The organism is Orientia tsutsugamushi str. Boryong, assembly GCF_000063545.1.
GTDB classification, from domain to species: Bacteria; Pseudomonadota; Alphaproteobacteria; order Rickettsiales; family Rickettsiaceae; genus Orientia; species Orientia tsutsugamushi_C.
Map to the genome: position 1 here is coordinate 397,039 of NC_009488.1, position 21,130 is coordinate 418,168.

Here is a 21,130-nt window from a genome sequence, read left to right on the forward strand (position 1 = left end):
ATAGCTAGTTATTAAACATTGATATTACAAAGGCGAATTTACTAGAAATATTAGAGCAGTAAATGGTTTTGAATTAAGATTATATTTAATGTAATGTATTAAAAGTCATAACGAAATATTATCCTTTGTAAACCTTTTGCATTATATCTTTCATACTTTCCCTTATCCTAAACTGACGTTAATAATCTTGAGAAAGTTGAAACATCAAAAATTAAATCAAAAAGGCGTTGTGTTCTATACTGTAAGCGATCTAAAGCAGTTCAAGGTGTAGATGTTGTTCACAAGTCGCCGAAAAAACCAAAAAAATATCTTATTAATTTATTTAAATCAAAACAGAGTCAAGGTGAACGCAAGCATACATAAGGATTTTGATCGAGAAAGATTTTCTAAACACTTTGTCTATGAATCGTATGATGAGGAGACTCAGCTATTCTTTAATCGTGGTTCAATAGGTTTTGTATTGCTTGCATGCCCATTGGCTGAAGCTAGTGTTTCGGCTCAAAATGAAATTGCTGAATTTCTAAAAAGTGATGAAAATTTACCAGCTGAAAGTAGCATGCAAGTCTTAATGATTGGTAGTAATAATATCGAACATTTTTTAAGCAACTGGCAGTTATATCGTAAAGGAGAGATATTTATTGAGTTAGCCAACAAAAGAACAGAGTTTTTGCGTGATCAAGCTCAAAAAGTAGGTTCTATAAAGGATGTAGTATTGTTAATTTCAGTTACTATACCTAATTTAAATGCAAATATCGATGATATGATTCGCAGACGAGATGCTTTAAAAGATACGTTTAGGTCCATTGGATTAAGCACTGACAATGTGAATGCACAGCAATTATTAAAGTTTCTGAGAGTAATATTTGGCTGGCCTGAAGAAGAACATTCGAATATTAATGAGTATGAAATATTGTCTGAACAAATTCTAAGTGGAGATTTTTCGTTATTTGAGAATGATGATTGTGTAAATGTAAATAATGATCAAATATTTATCAGCCTAGAAGCTCGAAAAAGGCCTGCAGAGTGCAAATTATCTGCCATGGATCTGTTTTTAGGCAATGAAATGCGTCGTGATGAATATATAAAATCAAATTTCCTGATTCATTTTGGTTTACAAATGTTGCCAAATCAAGCAATGGAAAGAACTGCAGCCATAACTAAAAGAGAGGCGCTAGAAAGAAATATTAATGCAGGAATGGGCAAATTTTTTTCATGATATACAGCAAGAAGCAGAAGATTTAGCTGATGTAGTAGCTGCTTTACAGAGTGGTGATAGAGTAGTTAATATTCACTTCAATGTTATTATGTTTGATAAAACAAAAAAGGCTAAGCAATCTGCATCAGCTTTTTGTTCGATGTTAAGACGCAGTGGATGGTATTTTGTTCCATGCAAATATGATCATGTAGCCGTGTTGCTAGCAGCGCTGCCAATGCAATTGGTTGAACAAGGTCAAAGAGGTGTATTGGGTCAAAAAACATCAGGAGTTGGAGTAGCCCTTTCTAGCTTAGGTAGAGGCATAAAAACTGTTTCCGTAGAGAGCAAAGTATTATTACCAATAATTGGTGAATGGAAAGGTGATTTAAGCTCTCCAGGTATGTTGTTAGCTGGCAGACGAGGCCAAATAATGTATTGGTCTCCTTTTGGTGGAGCTTTATTACCTGCATTAAATAAGCATGGAGCAGCTCCAAATGAGAACTTTAACCTTTGTATAGCTGGAGTTCCAGGGTTTGGAAAATCTGTTTTTATGCAAGAACTAATGCTATCAGTTTTAGGAGTTGGTGGTAAAGTTTTTGTTCTTGATTACGGAAGATCATTTAAGCGTACATGCTTGATTCTAGGTGGCAGCTACATAGAATTTGACATGAAAAATCCTGTATCAATTAATCCATTTTCCGAAGTACCAGAAGATGATAGTGCAAAGTCTATATAGAGGCTAGATCCGACTTTTTATCTAACTTTCCGTCTATTTTAGCTACCATGGCTGCCCCGCAGTATGGAACCAAGTGATCTACAACAACCAATGCTGCAGAGAGCTTTGATATCTGCTATTCTTCCTCATATATAGCATATGCTCCTTCAAGTTCAGCTTCAGCCTCAGCTTCTGCTGTGTCATTATGCTGAAGTTTTGTTAAATCAGTATTACTTAAATTCTCCAATATCATCATCCTTACTTCTGGTGGCAAGTGAAGCCAAGATATCTGACTTTCTTGATTAGCATCCTGATTGGATTCAAATATCTCATCTATTGATTCAACTGCTCCTTGTAATATCTTAGCTCTTGCTTTCCCTTCTTTAATAGATTTTTCAATAAAGGAAGAGTACATGGAAAATTTATCCTGACACAGTACAATATCAGGATTATTAGCACATCTTGCTAGCGTATTTATATCTTTTTGCAGTATAAATATATCAAAAAAAGATTTGCCATTTTCACCAACAGAGATAGACCTCATTTCTTCTATTTCTTTATGACATTGCTGTTCAAGTTCCTTTAGATCTTCTGATTCATTAATAAGCCTTTTATTTTGTATAAAACCTGATAAATTAGTATCTACAGCGTTACAATGTTCTGTCTTAACAATGTTAGTAACTAATAATTTCATCATTTCGAAATGTAGCTCCGGACTATCAATATATTTGACCCAAGCTATTTCAAAAGGAGTCACATTAAAGTGGCATTGAAAATTAGGATTAGCTCCATAACTTAATAAAATAACTTGCCATCTCAATGTTACTTTGTTCAACAGCATAATATAAAGCAGTATTGCTATATATATTTTGTGTATCTACCTCAGCATGATTAGCTAACAAAAACATTACCATTTGTATGTTGCCGTTATAAGAGCAATATGTAATGCAGTGCTTCCACGTAGATTTTGTGTATTGATATCTACACCATGTTCTATCAGATGCTTTACTACATCTAGGTAGTTGTGTTTAGCAGCATAAAGTAAAGGATGACTATTTCTATGACTAAAAATACTTCTTGTAGTAACATATAGTAGGTGAGCGCGAAGCCGTAAATAATTATTCATAATTCTTTCCTCAAAATTATATTATACTTTCAAAGATTATTGTACATAAAACGCAAGGATATTATTCATTAAATGAGTGATATTGCAACTTGAAATTGCACGCCATTTATTTGCATCCTACAAAATCAGCGCCTCTAATTTTGGCCTTAATAATCGTTTTTTTACCTTGAGCTGTGAAGAAAACAATTGAGATTATCAACACCAATATAGTAAAAACAACTAAGATTTCTAACAATGCTGAATTAATTAAGAATTCCAATAATTGCTGTATTTTAAATCCATGTTGGCATGTATAAAACTCATGCAAAAAGTCTTGAGCATTGAGGTGCATCCATTTTTTAAACCTTAAACTATAAAACTTAATGCCTATTTGATCGATATCATAAAAATGCTCACCAATTGCTAACTTGAGCTGCACATATCTTTCAATTACAAAATAATATTAGAAATATTTTTTGATATAATCGACATATAATCCAGAATATCGATAATCCTAACCCAATCGTAAAAACATTGGTACTACCTTGCCCAAACATTCTTAACTTATGGGCGAATAACTGCGATCCCCTGGTGAAATTTCCTTGATTCTGAAAATTCATCTATCTCAAGAGCATTTTTTCAAAATCTATAGTTTTTGCTCATACTCTTTTACTGCAGTAAAATTGTCTAATTCTGTTAACTTTTTAAACATCGCTTCGTATTCTGCAATGATAATAGTTCTTACTTGTTTAGCAGATACTGAGAAATTTAGTTCTGCTAAACAAGTTGTAGCTTTTTTGTAGGTCTTAATTCTAAGCATCGTCAATCTGATAGTTCTATGCGTTGTGCTAGTAGAATCTCTAGAACTAGTAATTCAGATCTACGTAAGGCTTTTTATATGCTTGCTATGTTTGCATTAAGACATAATTGTGTATCAAGCAATTTTCTCAACGTTTAATCTGATACTGGTAAACCCAAAATGCTTATCCTTATTGCTTCTATGCGTAAGTTATTACATATTATAGTGGTTTGAAGCATCATTCTACTTTTAATCAAATCTTTCAATCCTTCAGAAATAATAATTTTATAAAATTATTATTTCTTTTCTTGTCTTAATTTTTAACATGGTATCTGTATCTCTTACAATTTTGAAGGTGAGATGTAAGGTAAGACAATGAAGGGGCAAGTATATGAAAACAGAAAAAATGAATAAATTTCTTTCGAAAGTAGACAATGATGTAGAATGGTGTTATAAATATGTTATTTGAAGTAATAATGAAATTCGATCAGATTAAAGAGTTAGAGGATGAAAAATTTAGTCGATTAACAGGAGTAAGGAAGGGAACATTCTCAAAGATAGTGGATATTTTGAGGCAAGCTGACTGTCTTAAGAAATCAAAATGTGTGGGTAAAAATAAGCTCAATTTGGATGAACAGTTGCTGATAGTCTTAGAATACCTTAGAGAATACCGTACTTATTTCCATATAGGTCAGAACTATTGGATTAGTGAAAGTTCAACATATAAAGCTGTTAAATTGGTAGAAGATACACTAGTTAAGCACCTGAACTTTGCTTTTCCAGGCCGTAAAGCTCTAATGAAGAGTGATATGAATTATGAAGTAGTCTTGATTGATGCTACTAAAACTCCTATAGAAAGACCCAAAAAAACAAAAATTCTATTATTCAGGAAAGAAGAAAAGGCATACACTAAAAACTCAAATAGTGTTAGACAAGCAAACATACCAAGTAATATGTACAGATTTTCCTAACGGTAAAAAGCATGACTTTAGATTATTTAAGGAATCCAAAATTCTTATTCATCCTAAGGTTAAAGCGATTACTGATACAGGATATCAAGGTATACAAAAAATTCACAATAATTCTGCATTACCAAAGAAAAAAAAACAAGAAAAATCCTTTATAGTCATTTACAATGAAGTTTGCATATAAAATATCCTGTTGGTAAATCTTTATGACGCTATTGTTGCTTTTTTCTATGCTCAAACCTCATTGTAAATGACTATAACTAAAAATGATAAAAAGAATAATCGTAGGTTAGCAGGAGAAAGAGTTGTCAATGAAAACGTTATTGGTATGCTAAAACGGTTCAAAATTATTGCTGACAAATATCGAAATAGACGTAAAAGATTCGGTCTTAGATTTAATTTGATCTCTTGCATTTATAATTTTGAACTACCTTAACCAGTTTCGAAAGAGGTCTAATATATTTGGTAATAAACCATATAGGCGTTGAAACATCACTTCACATGAAAGTGATCAGACTTATGTTATGGCCTCTTATTACGAGAAAATTTGATGAAACTTTGAGAAAAAAAGCAAATGTTGGTTGTAAATTTTACATCTAGTACATCTACTGACAACAAAATACATTTGCATAGTATAATAAACTGAAAAAATGTAATAAAATTGTTATAAGTCATCAAATGCATATCGTAAATGCAATACATAAAAGCAGATTGAACAAAACGAAAGCTTTGCAACGTCTGCCTACACATTCTTTTGTAAAATCAGTTCTAAATAATATTGAGCTTAAGGAGGCTTAAGCCATATGATAGAAAACTACAGTATAGTGGATGAAGAAATGGCAACATTTTTTTGTTATCCAACCACATAAATGCTTATACGACCGTTATTAATTCATATAGTTTTTCAACTCAGTATCATTAGCTTTCTAAGACCTCTCTTACCTACTATCACAAAGACAAATAGGCTTACTTATGTTTCAATCATCCATAGATACGTTAAGTTGGTTACATTCTATATACCATAGAACTGGCCCTTTTAAAGAATGCAAGAACTCACTTCTTATCTTACAGCTAAGCTTTCCAGATTTATCACTATAACAGCCTTTATCTTGAGTATCTGCTTTTGCATTTACGATATTTTCCATACGCAGGTTCACTTTCGTTTAACTAATTTTTTAACTTTACCTTTCCAGATCAGTACTTTAGTTAGGCTTTATATCGCTCTTAGTACAAAATCGTTGCAAATTTTGCACATCAATAGCAAGTAAAATGCTCTCCTTACTATATCTCTGTACTCTATCTTTGAGTAACCTCATGTTGCACTACGCTATATAAAAATATTTCAAGCTGCAAAACAAGAAAAGTAATTAAAAAACACAAAGGCTTATTGTCACTCAAGAGTTTTTTTAGTATAAAAAACAATGCAAAACAAACTAGTGATAAACAAAGAAAAGAATAAATATTTGGTATGCCTTATATTTTATTTTACACCTGTAACAATTTGACTAACATTAACCTTGCCTTGCCTTAAATTTTTTATTTTTTTTATTAATAACAAAAATTTTACCACGTCTTTTTACTACCTGACAACTTTTATCCCTATTTTTTAAAGATTTTAGAGAACTTACTACTTTCATACTATTCCTATATCATCAAACTATCTGATACAATATATGTTCTTTTATTGAATCAGTCAATGCAGTAGTTATAAAGAGTTATATTTTTGAGCTAGTTCAACATATTGTAAACTATAGGTTTAAATCATTTTAACTTTAGCTATATAGTCATTTACAATGAGGTTTGAACATAGAAAAAAGCGATAATAGGTTCATAAAATTTACCAAATGGAGTAATTTGATTTCTAATCCAGAGCTTCATATTAGCCCAAAACTTTTCTATCGGATTTAAATCTAGAGAATAAGGTAGCAGAAAAATAACTTTACAACCACAAGATTTCTAGTAACTATTTTTTATCGCTTCTTTCTATGCTCAAACCTCACTGTAGATGACTATAACCATTCACACTGTGTTTGTAACAGGTAATAGCGCTATTCCATTTAGTTTTATAGTCATTTACAATGAAGTTTGAGTATAGTATCCTGAAAAGGAAATGTCAAAATCATATAGCCAAGACTTTCTGGAGAAAGTAATAAAATGTGTTAATCAAGGAAAAAGTTGTAATGTTGCTTCAGTAAAATTTGATATAGCAGCAAACACAGTAAGAAATTGGTATAAAAGATATAAATCAGAAGGTCATTATAAAGAAAAAAGATCGTCTTGGTAAAAAAGGGAAAATATATAAGATAGAATTTGAAAAATACATTTCGCTAAATCAAAATCTAACTCTGGCACAAGCAGGAAAACATTTTGGAATTTCAATAAGGGGAGCGAGTTATTATATGAAAAAATTCGGCTATAGTTATAAAAAAAACGTTTACCTACATGGAAGCAAAACCAGAAATAAGAGAAAAATATCAACAAGTGATAAGTGAGTGCTATACTTAAGGAAAACTTGGTATACATAGATGAAAGTGGCATTGAAATGTCTATATGCAAGAATAAGAGGGTGGAGCAAAAAAGGAACTCATGTAAGCAGCAAAAAGAGTGGGTAAATATTACGAGCGTACAAATATTATAGCTGGTTATGTTAATAATAAATCAATCGCACATATGATATTTAATGGTGCATGTAATACAAGATTATTTGAAGCTTGGGGGCAAGCAGGTATTAATTAATGAGTTAAAGCCTTCTCAGTTTGTAGTAATGGATAATGCTGCTTTTCATAAGTCTAAAAAAACTAAAGAGTTAATAGAATCTGTTGGTTGTAAAGTTATTTTTCTTCCACCTTATTCTCCAGATTTAAATCCGATAGAAAAGTTTTGGGCTAATATGAAGCTCTGGATTAGAAATCAAATTACTCAATTTGCTAAATCTTATGATGCCATTATCTCTTTTTTCTATGCTCAAACTTCATTGTAAATGACTATATATCTGTACTTACTTGAAAATCTAATATTTTCATGATACTTTTCTAAAAATTGATTACACTTAGGATCTTTAGCTCCAAAAACTCTACTCCGCTTCTTTATTATAATGATCCATTCTACTTCATATATTTCATCTCAATTTCCTCAAGTTTAACTCTTGTCAGTCGATACTTTTAACTTGAAAAAAAATATATGCCCTACCACGTTTATACACAAAGTTTTATTATATATAGCATAAATCAAAAATGAAATTACATTATGAGAGAAAAGAGGTATAATAAAGAAAAAAATAAGAAGAGATATAGAGATATATGGAAGTAGTATATTCATATGATTTAAGAAAGAGAGTAATAAAACTAATAGAAGAAGGAAAAACAATAGCAAAAAGCAAGCAGAATGTTTAAGATAATGCATGACGTAACTATTGGCTTGAACTCTATAGAAGTAGGTGCTATGTCGAAAAAGCTTATCAACACACACGAATAGTAAGTATAATCCGCCCTTTGTAATGGTAAAGTTATTGCTCCTTTTTTATTTGATAGCAACTTCAATAAAAGTATTTTTAAGTCTTACGTGCAAGCTATATTGATCAAAGCGTTAACCGCTAGACAAACAGTAATACTAGATAATATAAGTTTTCACAAAACAGTTATGGTTAAGTCTCTAATAGAATCAGTAAGGTATAAATTATTATATCTTCCAACTTATTCTCAAAATTTGAATCTAATTGAGCATTACTGGTTTAAAATAAAAAATGACATACGAAAAGTATCTCACTTATTTAACGACTTTTTTTGATGCTGTATTTTACAATGTTTAACTTCCTTTCAGACTTAAGCTATATCTTGCAAAAATTGTATCAAACAGTACAATATTGTAATAGACTTCTTTCGAAACTGGTTAAGGTAGTTCAAAATTATTGCTGACAAATATCGAAATAGACGTAAAAGATTCGGTCTGCGCGTCAAGAAAAGGTGAATTAATCTTACTGGTGAAAGTCCAGTTATGGAAGGAGAAGCTAGATCCACCATATAGCGAGTCTTGTGCTGCTGAAGGTAACGACAGTAGTAAAGCGTAGACAGTGAAACATTCGAGCCGAAACCAAATGGTGAACGTGATAGCCCTGAAAGTGAGATGTAGTGGAAGCCGATATGTTCTAGCACATAGTAGGCAAAAGAAGATTGGAGGTCAAACTAGTAAAAATCCAAAAATTTTCAACCACCGGGGTCGCAGGCGTCAGCGAGTTTGTAAAGATTAATGACACAACTTGAGAAGTCCTTATAACTCTTACGTAATTAAGTAAGTATTCAAAGTACAAGTGGTGAAACATAAGGCTTTGGAGATGGTGTAAGGATGGCTGAGTTAGCCATAGTAGTGATGAAACCTAGTAATGTGGGTGGAGCAAAGGGTTAGCAGAAAAGTAAGAATGCAAGAGGGAAACAATGGCTGTACACAGCATAGACAGAAATACATGGTTAACGAAACTTGAGCGTATAAAGTTGCTATCATCGAAAAATCAAGACATAAAGTTTAATAATCTAAATCAAGACATAAAGTTTAATAATCTTGGACATATCATTGATTTAAAGATGTTAGAAGAACAATATAAGGAACTCGATAGCAAGAAAGCGATAGGAATAGATGGTATAACCAAAGCTGATTATGGTAAGAAGTTGAAAGCAAATCTGCTCTCGCTTCTTACTAGAATTCGCAAATGGCAATATCAAGCTAAACCTGCACGAATAACAGAAATTCCAAAAGAAGATGGAGGCAAAAGACCTTTGATAATATCATGTTTTGAAGATAAGATAATCGAGTCTACAGTAAGCAAGATATTAAACTCTGTGTTTGAGCCAATATTCTTAAAGTATTCATATGGATTTCGACCTAAATTAAATGCACACGACGCTTTAAGGGAGTTAAATAGACTTACGTATAACTTCAATAAAGGGGCTATAGTAGAGATTGATATAACAAAGTGTTTCAATACAATCAAGCATTGTGAGTTGATGGAATTTCTAAGACTAGTTATGAAACTGATTGAAACACCAATCATAGAAAATGGTACTATAGTTACTAACAAAGAAGGTTGTCGTCAAGGATCAATAGTTTCACCAATTCTGGCAAATGTCTTTCTGCATTATGTTATAGATAGCTGGTTTGCAAAAATCAGCAAAGAAAACTTAATGGGACAAACAGGAATGGTGAGGTACTGCGACGATATGGTATTTGTCTTTGAAAAGGAAACAGATGCGAAAAGGTTTTATGATGTTTTGCCTAAAAGGTTAAATAAGTATGGGCTAAATATCAATGAAGCTAAATCACAAATGATTAAATCTGGTAGAGACCATGCTGCAAATTTAGCCAAACAAGACAAGAAGATCGCAAGTTATAATTTTCTTGGATTTACTTGCTATTGGGGCAAATCAAGATTTGGCACAACATGGAGACTAAAATATACCTCAAGGAGAGATCGTTTTACTGAGAAACTGAAAGGACTGAGAAAATATTTGCGTAGTCAGTCAGCTAAACAAGCAAGATAAAACACAAACATTATCACAAGTCATTAGAGTTATTAGGTGAATGGATCAACTATCATGGTATATCGGATAACAAAAGACGAGTAAGTTCATTTATCAACCAAAGTAAACGGGCAATATATAACTGGTTTAATAGAATGGGAGGAAAACGTAAGATGAATTGGAAAAGACTAACCGAGATACTTAAAAAAGTAAATTTTCCTAAAATTGGAAAGATTGTCTCAATGTTCTAGAAAACAAATAAGGCATAATGCTTATCTTATTTTTGAGAGCCGGATGCGGTAATTCTGCAACTCCGGTTCTGAGGAGGGGCCTAATTGAGCAATTGGTTAGGTCTACTCACATAGTTTTAATTTGATCTCTGACATTTATAATTTTGAACTACCTTAGCCAGTTTCGAAAGAGGTCTAATACATTTCATGTTGAGTTATTTTATTTTTTATTTAAATTTTTCTTTATAACTCAACATTTTCTCTTCGTATACTCCTTCGCAAAATTAAATTAATAATTATTAGCTTTAATAATTATTAATCCAATCTATAATATCTTGCTTGCTCTTACCTCCTATTTCTCTAGAAACTGCTTCTCCATTATTAAATAATATTAGTGTTGGAATACTTTGTATTTTAAAATCAGTAGCTGCTTGAATATTTTTTTCTATGTTAACTTTAACAATCTTTACCTTATCAGATAATTCTTCAGATATTTGCTCTAAAATTGGTGAAAGCTGACGGCATGGACCACACCAGTCAGCGTAAAAATCTACTAACACCAACTTAGATGATAAAAGCACTTCTTGCTTAAAATTTTCTTCATCATTAATCTCTGTAATATTTTTAGTCATAATAATTCCATATATTAATTAGCTATATAAATCTAGTGAAAACCCAAATTTTTCAACTTCATCGTACTTCTCACGCTTAATGGGTACAGCATAGAAAAACTTTATTGGCTGTCCTATTATATCAAAAGTTAGTCCAAGACCAACAGAAGCTCTTAAATTAAATTTTTCACTATCAGTAACACGGTTAATAATACCTATATTATCACCTCCCCATACACTACCTATATCCATAAAAATTGACCCTCTTGCATTTAATTCATCTGGTAAGCCTATCGGAACAAATAACTCAGCACTAGCTGTGTAACTGTTAGTACCACCTATTCTTAAATCTATTGCTTGTATCTTAGGACCTATACCAGTAAACCCTCTAAGATGATCTTGATTAACTTTAAGTAAGTCATAAACCTTAACTTCTTCCCCTAAAGCTCCTCTAATATTATTAAATCTAGTAACAAACATAAAAGTTACTTTATTATCAAGAAATGACTTAAAAAATTTAGCCATTACTGTATTTTTAAGGTATTTTACTGTTCCTCCTAAACCAGAAAATGATACTCCATAACGCATAAGATATCCATTTTTAGGTCTGCGAAAATTATCAGTTCTATTATACGTAATAGCTCCATCAATTATTGAATAAATAAAATCATGCTTCTCACCATATATCTGTTGAATAATTTCATCAGATATAGTCTCTCCTTTATCAGACTTAATAGTATATCCTAATGTACCAATAAAATGCTCAGTTAGCTTACGATCTACTTCAAAGCCTGTTCCAAAAACATTATGAGAATAATATTCTCCTTTATATTTTTTTGCACTAGTTACTTTTTCAGGATTAATATGAGAATAATATTCTTTATATTTTTCTGCATTAGTTGCTTTTTTAGAATTAATTGGATCCTTTCCAATGTGAAAAAGATGGAATCTGCCTACAAAACCGCTACCATTAAAATTAGGATCTATTATGCTTATTGACTGAGATGAATTTTTTTTAGCAACCGATAGCTCTCCTTTAATCAGCCTGCCTGTTCCCATGATATTATCCCAGCTAAAGCTAAAACTTCCAATTAAACCAGTTATACTATTATATCCACCACTAAGTCCAATACCACGTAGGTTTCTACCTTCTTTAATCTTAACTAAAACATCACAATAATCACTATCAGTAACTGGCACCATGCTTATACTAACGTCATCTATGAAATTCAATCTGTTAATATTTTTCTTAGTAGTTTCTAATTTACGCTCACTTAATGCATCCCCTTCAATTAGTTCTATCTCTCTTCTGATAACATGATCTTGTGTAATAGTATTGCCTAAAATATTAATATTGCGTATATAAATTTCTTTATCAAAATCGATAACAAATACTATATCTACAACAGATGAGCTGTCAGATCGATATCTAAACTTAGGATAAACTCGAACTTGATATAATCCTTGCTTTTGTAAAACATCTGTAATCTTTTGACTAATACTATGTAGGTTTGCACTGTTAAATAACGTATTAGGCTTTACTTTTAAAAATTTACTAAGTTCTTGACTATTAATAGATGAAATACTTGTTTCTAAACTTAACTCTCCTAAGTAAAATCTTTTATCCTCATCAATAATATAAGTGATAACCACAGAATCTTTAGCAGGACTAAGCTCAACACTAGATGAAATATTGCAATTCATAAATCCACTATTTCGGTAAAATTGCTGCAGCAATTCTTTATCCTTTTCAATATACATAACATTATACAATGTTAAAGGTGAATTAAAGTTACTCCAGCTCTTTTCTTTACAAAGAAGAACTGAACTCAATTTTTTATCACTATAATAATCATTGCCAACAAACAAGATTTTCTTTATAAAAACTCTAGGTCCCTCAATTATCTTAAATGTTAAGACAACTCCTCCATTATTAACATTATGAATTTCAGATGTAACTTTTACTAGAAAAAAACCTGCTGATTTATACTCTTCAGTTAATCTTGTAATATTTTCTTGCAAATCTGAATCAATAAGCATATCACCAGCTTTAATAGTAATCATTGTTAACAAGACTTTTTCAGTTATAGCTCCTGAATCATTTACTAGCTTAACTTCTGTTACTAATGGAGCTTCCTGAACATTAACTACAAGCTTACCATCAACAAAATCTAAACTTACATCTTTAAAAAATTTTGTATAATGCATAGTTAGTAAAATATCATTTTCTTTTTCAGGATTTAACTCATCACCAGTTGATACTCCTAACTTACTAATAATAGTTTCCTTTTCAATTCTTTGATTTCCTATTACCTCTATAGACTGAATCTTATCAGCTACAGCTATGCTGCAAAAAGATAAATTAACTAATAATACTACAGCCCAACTAAACCATACAAATTTGTTCACAATTTTTTCACCTTAAAACTTTAACAATAAATTCTTTATATCATTTGATATAGAAATTACAATTAAAAAAATAATAATTGCAATCCCTATTTTCATAGCAATATTATAAACCATCAAATTTATGGATCCTTTACCTACAATCATCTCATATACAAGATAAAGAAATCTACCTCCATCTAACGGCAGAATAGGCAATAAATTCATCACTCCCAAACTTATCGACAAATTTACTAAAAACAGCAAAAAGCTATCAATACTTTGACACATTGCTTTACTAGATTCCTGTGCTATACCTACTACTCCTACAATTTCTGCTATAGCATCTTTTCCAGTTAACTTTTGCCATAGTGCTATCAATATTAATTTAGATACTCCAAAAGTATAATTAACTGACTCTAGTATACTATCAATAAAACTACTTTTAATACGTATCAATTTACCTCTAACTCCTAAATCTCCAAGTCTAATCTCACTATCATTCAATCTATATAATTTTGCATGTGGCACCACATTTATTTTCATTAACTTATTCTCTCTTTCTACTACCAATTCTATTGGTACTTCTGGATAGTTAAATACTACATGTACTAAATCCAAGAAATCACGAACTTTAACACCAGCAACCTCAGTTATAATATCGCTCTTCATAATACCAGCCTTTTCTGCCGCAGATTCTGAAACTACATGATCTACAACAGAAGAAATTATATATTTACCGTAAAACCCATTTAAAAACGTAAGAGCTACAATAGCAAAAATAAAATTCGCTGCTGGACCAGCTAATACTATCAGCATTCTATTGATAATCGGCTGATTATTATAACTTCGTCTATCACTAGTAGAATCTTGTGAATGATGTTGCATGCGAACAAACCCTCCTAATGGAAATATGCATATCTTCCACCTAGTTAGATTCTTATCAATAAATGCAAATAGCTCTTTTCCAAAACCTATTGAGAATTCTTGAACATAAACTCCGCATAACCTAGCACAAAAATAATGCCCAAGCTCATGCACAAAAATGAGCAAGCCTGTAGTAATTACAAACGATAATATTGTTGTTACTAAAAACATTATTTCTTACACATGCAAATTATACGGTAAATTTAACAGAAACTAAACAATGACATAGTATAGGTTAATACAACATATTATTCAACTACAATATATTTCTAAATTAATCTTACTTATCAGCTTCTAACTCTTTTGTATCACTAATCTTAGCGCTGACTATATCAATATCTGATTTAGATGAAACTAATTGATATCTTGGCAACATCAACCTATTATTACTAATATTCCTGCTTTTTTTAGTCTCGATTCCAAGCTGTTGAATTGTTTTAGCTTTTGATAAAAAATTTCTATTAAAAGATGCTGCAAATTGATCATAGCTGCTTACTATGCCTTGAACATTACTACTCAGTTTATGAGCATATTCTGTCAATAGATTAATAGATAATATTACTTTTTCTACTTCATTTAATATTAATTTTTGATTTTCATATCGCATTTGTTCTTTAATTTGAAATTTAGCAAAAGATAACATATTCATCAAACCAGAAGGTCCAACAGGAAAAATATTAAGATCCCATGATTTATGAATAAATTCTCTATCGATATTTGATAAATTTTCTATCGCAGTCTCAGTAGGCAAAAACATTAACGTAATAATATTATTAAAATTACGCGCCTCAAATTGACAAGAATCAACTATAGCTTGAGCATATTCTTTAGATGATAGATTTTTAAGATGAAGGTTTATGCTCTTTCTTAATTTTTCAACTTTAGCTGTATGAATAGCAGCATTATTATTGTTATTACACATATCTATTAGAAATTTAGAAGCCTTAGCATCAATAATCATCAAATTATCACCAGGCAAAAAAATTAATGCATCAGGACGCAACCGCATATTATTCTCATCAGTTAAATTACATTGCATAATAAAATCATACTTAACCCTTAAACCTGATGCCTTTAAAATATTCTCTAAAGTGATTTCAGCTAACATCCCTACCCCAGATGGAGATAATAGTGAACTCTTAATAACTTCTACAATCTTAGTTGACTCATCAACTCTATTATTAAGTACTGCAATAATTTCTAACAATTTTTGAAATTCTTGCTGAAATTTTAAATTAGTATTATGAATATTATTTTCAGATAATTTTCTTGACTGCTCTGTTTCTTGCTTATGTAAAGCAATTAATTGCTTAGATAAATCATTACCTAAATCTAGCAAAGAAGCTTTAGCAAGTTGCAAAGCTTCCTCATTCATTTTTTCTTTTTTACTATTATCTAACTTAATAAACTCAATTCTGGTCTTTAATTCTTGTATTTCTTGTACGTAATTTAATCTATTATGTTCCAGCTGCTTCAATTGTTCTAAGAGTTTTGTATAATTCTCTTCAATAAAAATAAGTTTTAATTTCAGTCTAGTGCTCTTATAAATTAAAATCCAAATTACACTTACTAATATAATAAATGCACTAGCTACTCCACTATAAATAATAAAACTCACCATTCCAATAACTTACTTAGTTAGCTATTCTGTTGTTGTTATTAGTGACTTTACACTAATAATACTCTCTTATAATAATATCCTACTTAACTGAACATATTGCTCAGGAGTTAACTGCTCAGGCCTTTGATGCAATTGCGCATTAAGTATCTCATCAGGAATATTTATAGATGTCAACAAATGACTTAAGCAATTTTTGAGTTTTTTTCTCCTAGTACTAAAAGCTAATTTAGTAATTTTTTGCACATTCTCTATAGTATGCCTATCTAACTGATGTTTTTTAGGTGATACTAGCATAACACTTGAATCTACTTTTGGTGGAGGATTAAAAGCTCTAGAAGGAACCTTAAAACACTTTCGTACATCAGAAACAATTTGCGCAAGTACTGTAATTCGACCATATGTTTTGCTGCAATGATTAGATATTATACGCTCTACTACTTCATCCTGAAGCATAATTATCATATATTCAACAAATGATATTTGATGTAACCACTGCACAATCAGTTGAGTTCCAATATTATATGGTAAATTTGAAATAATAATTATGCGATTTGACTCAATATTAGATAAGTCAAAATTCAAAGCATCACCACAAATAACCTCAAGTTTAGATGAAGGCATAGTGGGTATTTCATGCAGCAATTCAATAAAACTAGCATCTTTTTCAATAACAATTAGCTTCTTAGGGTTATGTGCTAAAATTGCTCTAGTTAGCCCACCAGGTCCAGGCCCTACTTCTAATACAACTTTTCCAGTAATTGAGTTAGGAGCAACACTAACAATCTTATTACATATATTAGAATCAAGAAGAAAATGCTGCCCCAAAGATTTATTGGCAGTAATTTTATGAAGCTTCATATGCTGTGATACTGTAGGCAATTCAATCATAATTTAACCAACAGAAACTAAAATTCAATCAGATATCAAAGTTAATAGAAAATCTAAAAAGCCTTGAATATTTGGTAGTTTGGAGCAAAGTAATTAACTTAATATAAATTTCGCAAACCTAAATAAAAACCTTTATATAAGCTCGTCCTAATAATTTATTACGAAACTTATTTAATTCCATATTTACCTGATTTGAAAAAACTTTATTTACTAAATCATTATGTTCTTGCTCAGTTACATTTTTTACTTCTCTGCTACATAAATGAAAAAATTTAAGAATGTTATTATCTGATTCAATAATTCTACTACTACTATTTTCCTTCATACTTTCTAAAATTACTCGATCATGAGTATTTATATCATTTAAATCTTTAGTTATGCATTTCACTTCCGCTAAATTCGCATATTCTTTTGCATCAACATTGCAACTAATCTTTGATCGCAGTACCAACAGCTTTTTATAGTTATTCGAAGTATTAGTACTACTAGCTACTAAGAATTTAACCTCTGTAGGCTTAGTAGACAAAAGTAATAAATCAACTATATTACGATTAGTAGACTTAGCTAGCATTCTATTAATTTTTGATATTATTACTCTCACTTCATAAAACATCATAAAAGCATCATAGCTAACTTCAGCTTCTTTTATAGCATATTTAAAATACTGATCAGGTAAATTAATTGCCTTTTCTTCCATAGCTATAAATTGATTAATCTCATCTTGAGAAGCCTCAATACCATACCTCTTCGCTTCATTTAGAAATATTACTCTATCAATTAATGCTTCCAATGCTATAGTTGTTAACTCACTATCACTTATGGAAGTAAGAGATTGGCTTCTATGTAAAAATGTAATTACTTTCCCAAATTTATCTAACTGGTGTGATGTAATTGGAGTACCATCGACAATAGCAACTATCTTAGTAGCAGCCAAAGCACCAGAGCTATTACACACAACTATTATAGTCAAAAAAAAAGTTAGAATTTTATTCATATTTGTTTATTTAGTTCTTATAAAAAGAATACGAAGAATACATAATAAATGCTCAAAACAGTTAAGTATATCTTAATAATAGCTAGGCAAACTATTACCTAACTATCATTTCAATTCCTGCTATAACCTGCTATTATATACAATAGCTTACATGCTATAATAAGCAGTAATGCATTTAAATTATTACATCATTTAATTATTACATGCATCTTTTAATGTTTTACCTGGTTTAAAAACTACCTGATAACTTTCAGGAATAATAATTTTAGCTCCAGTTTTAGGATTGTGTCCATCTCTTGCTGCTCTAAATCTTACACAAAAGCTTCCAAAGCCTACAATATTTATATCATGACCATTTTCAATAGCCTTTTCAACGCCACGCAATATTAAGTTTAATGCTCGCTCTATATCAGCCTTAGTCATATTTGTATTATTTTTATGTATAAAATTTACAAATTCAGCTTTGTTTAGTGCTTCTCTTTCTTGATTATTTGTGCTCATAAATCTCCTTAAATAATAATAAAATAATAAAATAATAATAAAATAATAATAAAAGTTACATTGTACCAATATAACTAAACATCTAACTAATTATACAAATAGTTTGCATTATTAATGATAAATTAAAGCATTTCACCATTAACATGATTTTTCTACAACAATGTACTCAGCTACACACTAAATTTACTCATTCTAACACTAAGATATTTATTATAAATACATTCAATAACTAGTGTTAAGTATATCAAAAAACCAACTATATTATATTAAATTCATAACATTTATTTTAAAAAAATAACCACTTATTAAAAATTGCGTTAATAATAACACCTACAGCTATTATTTTATCAGCAATTAAGTATAAAAACATGGGGCGAATAACCGGCCTCGAACCGGCGACCCTCAGATCCACAATCTGATGCTCTAACCAACTGAGCTATATTCGCCGTAAAGAACCTCCATTCAAGTAATATTATTATCATTGAATCCTGAAAGTCAAGTATATATCATATAATATTCATACCTTAAAGTAACCTATTCATCATTTTATAGCATTCAACTTCCATTTCTATGTCATAAACAATCATGTAACTTAGCAATAATATCATATAACTTAGATAAAATCAGTTCATCATCAATACCTTCCTTAGTAGGCCACATTTCACTATTTAGTCTAACAACTTTAATTTTATTATTAAATAATGCACTCAGATGCGTTATTTCATGTCTCTGCCCTAATATCAGACATAAAGATCTTTCCTTAGATAAGGATTTAATTTGTTGCATAGCACTTAAAGTAACTGCTCCATGGCAATTAGTAGGCACTTTTATAACTTTTGCTTTATTACAGTAAAAAAAATACTCAATAGCACTATCCAACACTATAATATCTGTAGATAAAATTTTAAACAGATCAATCTGTTTCTCCTGAATTATATTTAACTGTATAATAAGTTTTTGATAATTTTCAAATAGTACTCGCCTTGCATAAGAATCGAATTTTTTTTCAAATAGGTTATAAAGCTCTAATGATATTAATTTAATATTATTAATATCATACCAAACATGCCAATTATTACTTGCTCCGTTACGAATTAAGTTTATTCCTTCAATTTCAGATAATCTAATTACTTGCGACTGAAAAAAAGACGATAGTTTAGTCATATAATGCTCAAATCTATCGTCTATATATATTATTAAATCTGCAGATTGAACTTTATAAATATCACCTGGTCTTAACTGATAACCGTGAGAACAACCTGTTTGCCCAAATTCTAAGCTTTCTACTTTTGCTAGATCTTTAACTATAGCTTTTACAATTGCTGCAATTGGAGTATTAGAAGTAACAATTTGAAGCTTCTTTTGAGCAAGAACAATATTAATACTACAATAATTAAATACAAAAAAAACTACTACACTTATCCTAAATAATTTAAGGTTAAAACAAATCATAACTTTAATAAATCAATTAATTCTTGCTTATTAAGAGTAAAATCACTGTTTATCCAAGCATGCTTAAGATATAATAATACTTCTTGAATAGCTTGCTTTTTAAAACCAAGTTCTTTAAGATCAGAACCACTGACTGGTAATTTAGGTATTAATTCATAAACTTGCTGCTTAAACATATTTGCTTCTTCATCAGAAATACAACCTAACAATAAAGCTAAATTAACATAATCATCAATATTATCTACCCTTGTTAACCAATATTTTCTTATTAAAAAAAGAGCATTTTTACTTTGACATTCAGAAAAAAAAATGCATAACCTAACTATCTTTCTAATCATTGCTTTACTAAACCGTAAATTTGAAAGAATCTCTTTTAAATCCTGTACATCATTACTGCTTAGCAATACCGAATAAAGCACTATAACATTTGGTAAAATGGATTTTTTTTTTGCAATTGTCGTTACATTTTTAAAAACTGGCAAATTTAACTTTAACCTAAGCCCTATATAGTATGTAATATTAATTTCCGCCATTTTTACTAAAGTTTCATATGCATTAGGAGAAATAATAATCTTACTTAGCTCCTGAATAACCCTTTCCTTAGATAAAATAGTTAAGCTTTTAGCATGCTTAGCACACGATTGATATCCTTCTTGATCGATAGATCTGGCATAATATGATGAAAATCTAAAAAACCTTAAAATTCTTAAAACATCCTCTTGAATACGAGTATCAGAATCACCAATAAATATCACTCTTCTATCTTTTAAATCCTGCAGACCATTAAAATAATCGTATAATAAACTCTGCTCAAATGAATAACTAAGAGCATTAATGGTAAAATCACGCCTTCTTGCATCTTCAAAGTAATCATTTGAAAATTCTACCTTAGCATGCCTGCCATAGCATTGTACATCTTGTCTTAAAGTTGTAATTTCAAATTTTTCTCGCTTTATTACAGCTGTTACTGTACCAAACTTAATGCCAGTAGCATAACACTTTATATTGTTTAATTTGAGTAAATCCATTACTTGTTCTGGAAGCAATGGTGTTGCAATGTCAATATCATTAACTGGCTGACCTAATATAATATTACGTATTGAACCTCCTATAATGCGAGCAGACTTTATAGGAGTAGCAAGCATCAGCAACAACTTTTCAATATTTTGTGATGGAAATATTATGCAGATAGGAATTTCTGTCATGTATTACAAAATATCAACAAACAT

At 30.3% G+C, this 21,130-nt stretch carries 18 protein-coding genes, 1 tRNA gene and 6 pseudogenes; 9 read left to right on the forward strand and 16 right to left on the reverse strand.

Annotated elements, in window-relative coordinates; all coding sequences use genetic code 11:
• Nucleotides 1-174: 174 nt before the first annotated feature.
• A pseudogene (locus OTBS_RS15850) lies at nt 175-363 on the forward strand (conjugal transfer protein); the annotation flags it as partial.
• Nucleotides 344-2,045 (forward strand): annotated as a pseudogene (locus tag OTBS_RS01975) (TraC family protein); the annotation flags it as partial. The pseudogenes OTBS_RS15850 and OTBS_RS01975, both read left to right, overlap by 20 nt.
• A gap of 1 nt (nt 2,046) precedes the next feature.
• Here OTBS_RS01975 and OTBS_RS15855 read toward each other — a convergent pair.
• The 4 genes from OTBS_RS15855 to OTBS_RS15870 form a co-directional block, all read right to left on the reverse strand.
• Nucleotides 2,047-2,667, reverse strand: coding sequence for a PRANC domain-containing protein (locus OTBS_RS15855; RefSeq protein ID WP_232488854.1), 621 nt, complete (start codon nt 2,665-2,667; stop codon nt 2,047-2,049).
• A 25-nt stretch (nt 2,668-2,692) separates the two neighbouring features.
• Nucleotides 2,693-2,824: an ankyrin repeat domain-containing protein gene (locus tag OTBS_RS15860; protein WP_232488855.1), complete on the reverse strand. Its 132-nt coding sequence runs from the start codon at nt 2,822-2,824 to the stop codon at nt 2,693-2,695.
• Entirely contained in the window at nt 2,818-3,036 is a 219-nt protein-coding gene (locus OTBS_RS15865; protein WP_232488856.1) for an ankyrin repeat domain-containing protein, read from the reverse strand. Before OTBS_RS15865 ends, OTBS_RS15860 begins: the two co-directional genes overlap by 7 nt.
• Nucleotides 3,037-3,142: 106 nt before the next feature.
• Complete coding sequence (locus tag OTBS_RS15870) at nt 3,143-3,454, reverse strand: TraD N-terminal domain-containing protein (RefSeq protein ID WP_041621116.1); 312 nt, start codon at nt 3,452-3,454, stop codon at nt 3,143-3,145.
• A 295-nt stretch (nt 3,455-3,749) separates the two neighbouring features.
• Between OTBS_RS15870 and OTBS_RS13790 the strand changes: the two are divergent.
• From OTBS_RS13790 to OTBS_RS17805, 3 pseudogenes are all read left to right on the forward strand, one after another.
• Nucleotides 3,750-4,131: pseudogene (locus OTBS_RS13790) on the forward strand (transposase); the annotation flags it as partial.
• 159 nt (nt 4,132-4,290) lie between these two features.
• A pseudogene (locus tag OTBS_RS01990) lies at nt 4,291-4,930 on the forward strand (transposase family protein); the annotation flags it as partial.
• 105 nt (nt 4,931-5,035) lie between these two features.
• Nucleotides 5,036-5,218: pseudogene (locus tag OTBS_RS17805) on the forward strand (IS5/IS1182 family transposase); the annotation flags it as partial.
• 541 nt (nt 5,219-5,759) lie between these two features.
• Here OTBS_RS17805 and OTBS_RS13795 read toward each other — a convergent pair.
• Nucleotides 5,760-5,927 carry a hypothetical protein gene (locus OTBS_RS13795; RefSeq protein WP_157866306.1) on the reverse strand — a complete coding sequence of 56 codons (168 nt, stop codon included), beginning with the start codon at nt 5,925-5,927 and terminating at the stop codon, nt 5,760-5,762.
• A gap of 366 nt (nt 5,928-6,293) precedes the next feature.
• Nucleotides 6,294-6,419, reverse strand: a complete 126-nt coding sequence (ykgO, locus tag OTBS_RS02005; RefSeq protein WP_011944475.1) for a type B 50S ribosomal protein L36 — start codon at nt 6,417-6,419, stop codon at nt 6,294-6,296.
• A gap of 473 nt (nt 6,420-6,892) precedes the next feature.
• On the opposite strand from ykgO, the gene OTBS_RS15875 reads away from it, so the two are divergent.
• The 4 genes and pseudogenes from OTBS_RS15875 to OTBS_RS02020 all read left to right on the forward strand — a co-directional run bounded on the left by OTBS_RS15875 (nt 6,893) and on the right by OTBS_RS02020 (nt 10,313).
• Nucleotides 6,893-7,066 carry a helix-turn-helix domain-containing protein gene (locus OTBS_RS15875; protein ID WP_232488857.1) on the forward strand — a complete coding sequence of 58 codons (174 nt, stop codon included), beginning with the start codon at nt 6,893-6,895 and terminating at the stop codon, nt 7,064-7,066.
• 396 nt (nt 7,067-7,462) lie between these two features.
• On the forward strand, nt 7,463-7,762 hold the full coding sequence (locus OTBS_RS15880; RefSeq protein WP_232488858.1) for a transposase: 300 nt from the start codon (nt 7,463-7,465) through the stop codon (nt 7,760-7,762).
• A 518-nt stretch (nt 7,763-8,280) separates the two neighbouring features.
• Nucleotides 8,281-8,568: pseudogene (locus OTBS_RS02015) on the forward strand (transposase); the annotation flags it as partial.
• Nucleotides 8,569-9,212: 644 nt separating this feature from the next.
• On the forward strand, nt 9,213-10,313 hold the full coding sequence (locus OTBS_RS02020) for a reverse transcriptase domain-containing protein (protein WP_232488859.1): 1,101 nt from the start codon (nt 9,213-9,215) through the stop codon (nt 10,311-10,313).
• Nucleotides 10,314-10,827: 514 nt separating this feature from the next.
• Here the strand turns inward: OTBS_RS02020 and trxA are convergent.
• From trxA to OTBS_RS02070, 10 genes are all read right to left on the reverse strand, one after another.
• Nucleotides 10,828-11,154, reverse strand: a complete 327-nt coding sequence (gene trxA / locus OTBS_RS02025) for a thioredoxin (protein ID WP_011944476.1) — start codon at nt 11,152-11,154, stop codon at nt 10,828-10,830.
• Between the two features lie 18 nt (nt 11,155-11,172).
• A complete protein-coding gene (gene bamA / locus OTBS_RS02030) occupies nt 11,173-13,542 on the reverse strand; it encodes an outer membrane protein assembly factor BamA (RefSeq protein WP_011944477.1) in 2,370 nt (789 codons plus the stop codon).
• Nucleotides 13,543-13,554: 12 nt separating this feature from the next.
• Nucleotides 13,555-14,616: a M50 family metallopeptidase gene (locus OTBS_RS02035; RefSeq protein ID WP_011944478.1), complete on the reverse strand. Its 1,062-nt coding sequence runs from the start codon at nt 14,614-14,616 to the stop codon at nt 13,555-13,557.
• 109 nt (nt 14,617-14,725) lie between these two features.
• Nucleotides 14,726-16,066 carry a DNA recombination protein RmuC gene (gene rmuC, locus OTBS_RS02040; protein ID WP_011944479.1) on the reverse strand — a complete coding sequence of 447 codons (1,341 nt, stop codon included), beginning with the start codon at nt 16,064-16,066 and terminating at the stop codon, nt 14,726-14,728.
• Nucleotides 16,067-16,132: 66 nt separating this feature from the next.
• Nucleotides 16,133-16,954, reverse strand: coding sequence for a 16S rRNA (adenine(1518)-N(6)/adenine(1519)-N(6))-dimethyltransferase RsmA (gene rsmA / locus OTBS_RS02045; RefSeq protein WP_011944480.1), 822 nt, complete (start codon nt 16,952-16,954; stop codon nt 16,133-16,135).
• Nucleotides 16,955-17,072: 118 nt separating this feature from the next.
• Entirely contained in the window at nt 17,073-17,924 is an 852-nt protein-coding gene (locus tag OTBS_RS02050) for a SurA N-terminal domain-containing protein (RefSeq protein ID WP_232488860.1), read from the reverse strand.
• 216 nt (nt 17,925-18,140) lie between these two features.
• Nucleotides 18,141-18,449: an HU family DNA-binding protein gene (locus tag OTBS_RS02055; RefSeq protein WP_012460749.1), complete on the reverse strand. Its 309-nt coding sequence runs from the start codon at nt 18,447-18,449 to the stop codon at nt 18,141-18,143.
• 369 nt (nt 18,450-18,818) lie between these two features.
• Nucleotides 18,819-18,895 (reverse strand) — tRNA-His (locus tag OTBS_RS02060).
• A 127-nt stretch (nt 18,896-19,022) separates the two neighbouring features.
• Entirely contained in the window at nt 19,023-19,901 is an 879-nt protein-coding gene (locus OTBS_RS02065) for a metal ABC transporter substrate-binding protein (RefSeq protein ID WP_011944483.1), read from the reverse strand.
• Nucleotides 19,898-21,106 carry a CCA tRNA nucleotidyltransferase gene (locus OTBS_RS02070; RefSeq protein WP_011944484.1) on the reverse strand — a complete coding sequence of 403 codons (1,209 nt, stop codon included), beginning with the start codon at nt 21,104-21,106 and terminating at the stop codon, nt 19,898-19,900. The genes OTBS_RS02065 and OTBS_RS02070 overlap by 4 nt, the downstream gene beginning before the upstream one ends.
• Nucleotides 21,107-21,130: the final 24 nt, after the last annotated feature.

What these genes read in the sequence shown, in the direction of transcription:
- rsmA (WP_011944480.1), bottom strand. Translation starts at nt 16,954, where the DNA reads ATGATTGAATTGCCTACAGTATCACAGCATATGAAGCTTCATAAAATT.
- OTBS_RS02055 (WP_012460749.1), bottom strand. Translation starts at nt 18,449, where the DNA reads ATGAGCACAAATAATCAAGAAAGAGAAGCACTAAACAAAGCTGAATTT.
- OTBS_RS15880 (WP_232488858.1), top strand. Translation starts at nt 7,463, where the DNA reads ATGGTGCATGTAATACAAGATTATTTGAAGCTTGGGGGCAAGCAGGTA.
- OTBS_RS15865 (WP_232488856.1), bottom strand. Translation starts at nt 3,036, where the DNA reads ATGAATAATTATTTACGGCTTCGCGCTCACCTACTATATGTTACTACA.
- ykgO (WP_011944475.1), bottom strand. Translation starts at nt 6,419, where the DNA reads ATGAAAGTAGTAAGTTCTCTAAAATCTTTAAAAAATAGGGATAAAAGT.
- OTBS_RS02035 (WP_011944478.1), bottom strand. Translation starts at nt 14,616, where the DNA reads ATGTTTTTAGTAACAACAATATTATCGTTTGTAATTACTACAGGCTTG.
- OTBS_RS15875 (WP_232488857.1), top strand. Translation starts at nt 6,893, where the DNA reads ATGTCAAAATCATATAGCCAAGACTTTCTGGAGAAAGTAATAAAATGT.
- trxA (WP_011944476.1), bottom strand. Translation starts at nt 11,154, where the DNA reads ATGACTAAAAATATTACAGAGATTAATGATGAAGAAAATTTTAAGCAA.
- OTBS_RS02065 (WP_011944483.1), bottom strand. Translation starts at nt 19,901, where the DNA reads ATGATTTGTTTTAACCTTAAATTATTTAGGATAAGTGTAGTAGTTTTT.
- rmuC (WP_011944479.1), bottom strand. Translation starts at nt 16,066, where the DNA reads ATGGTGAGTTTTATTATTTATAGTGGAGTAGCTAGTGCATTTATTATA.
- OTBS_RS13795 (WP_157866306.1), bottom strand. Translation starts at nt 5,927, where the DNA reads ATGGAAAATATCGTAAATGCAAAAGCAGATACTCAAGATAAAGGCTGT.
- OTBS_RS02020 (WP_232488859.1), top strand. Translation starts at nt 9,213, where the DNA reads ATGGCTGTACACAGCATAGACAGAAATACATGGTTAACGAAACTTGAG.
- OTBS_RS15860 (WP_232488855.1), bottom strand. Translation starts at nt 2,824, where the DNA reads ATGGTAATGTTTTTGTTAGCTAATCATGCTGAGGTAGATACACAAAAT.
- OTBS_RS02070 (WP_011944484.1), bottom strand. Translation starts at nt 21,106, where the DNA reads ATGACAGAAATTCCTATCTGCATAATATTTCCATCACAAAATATTGAA.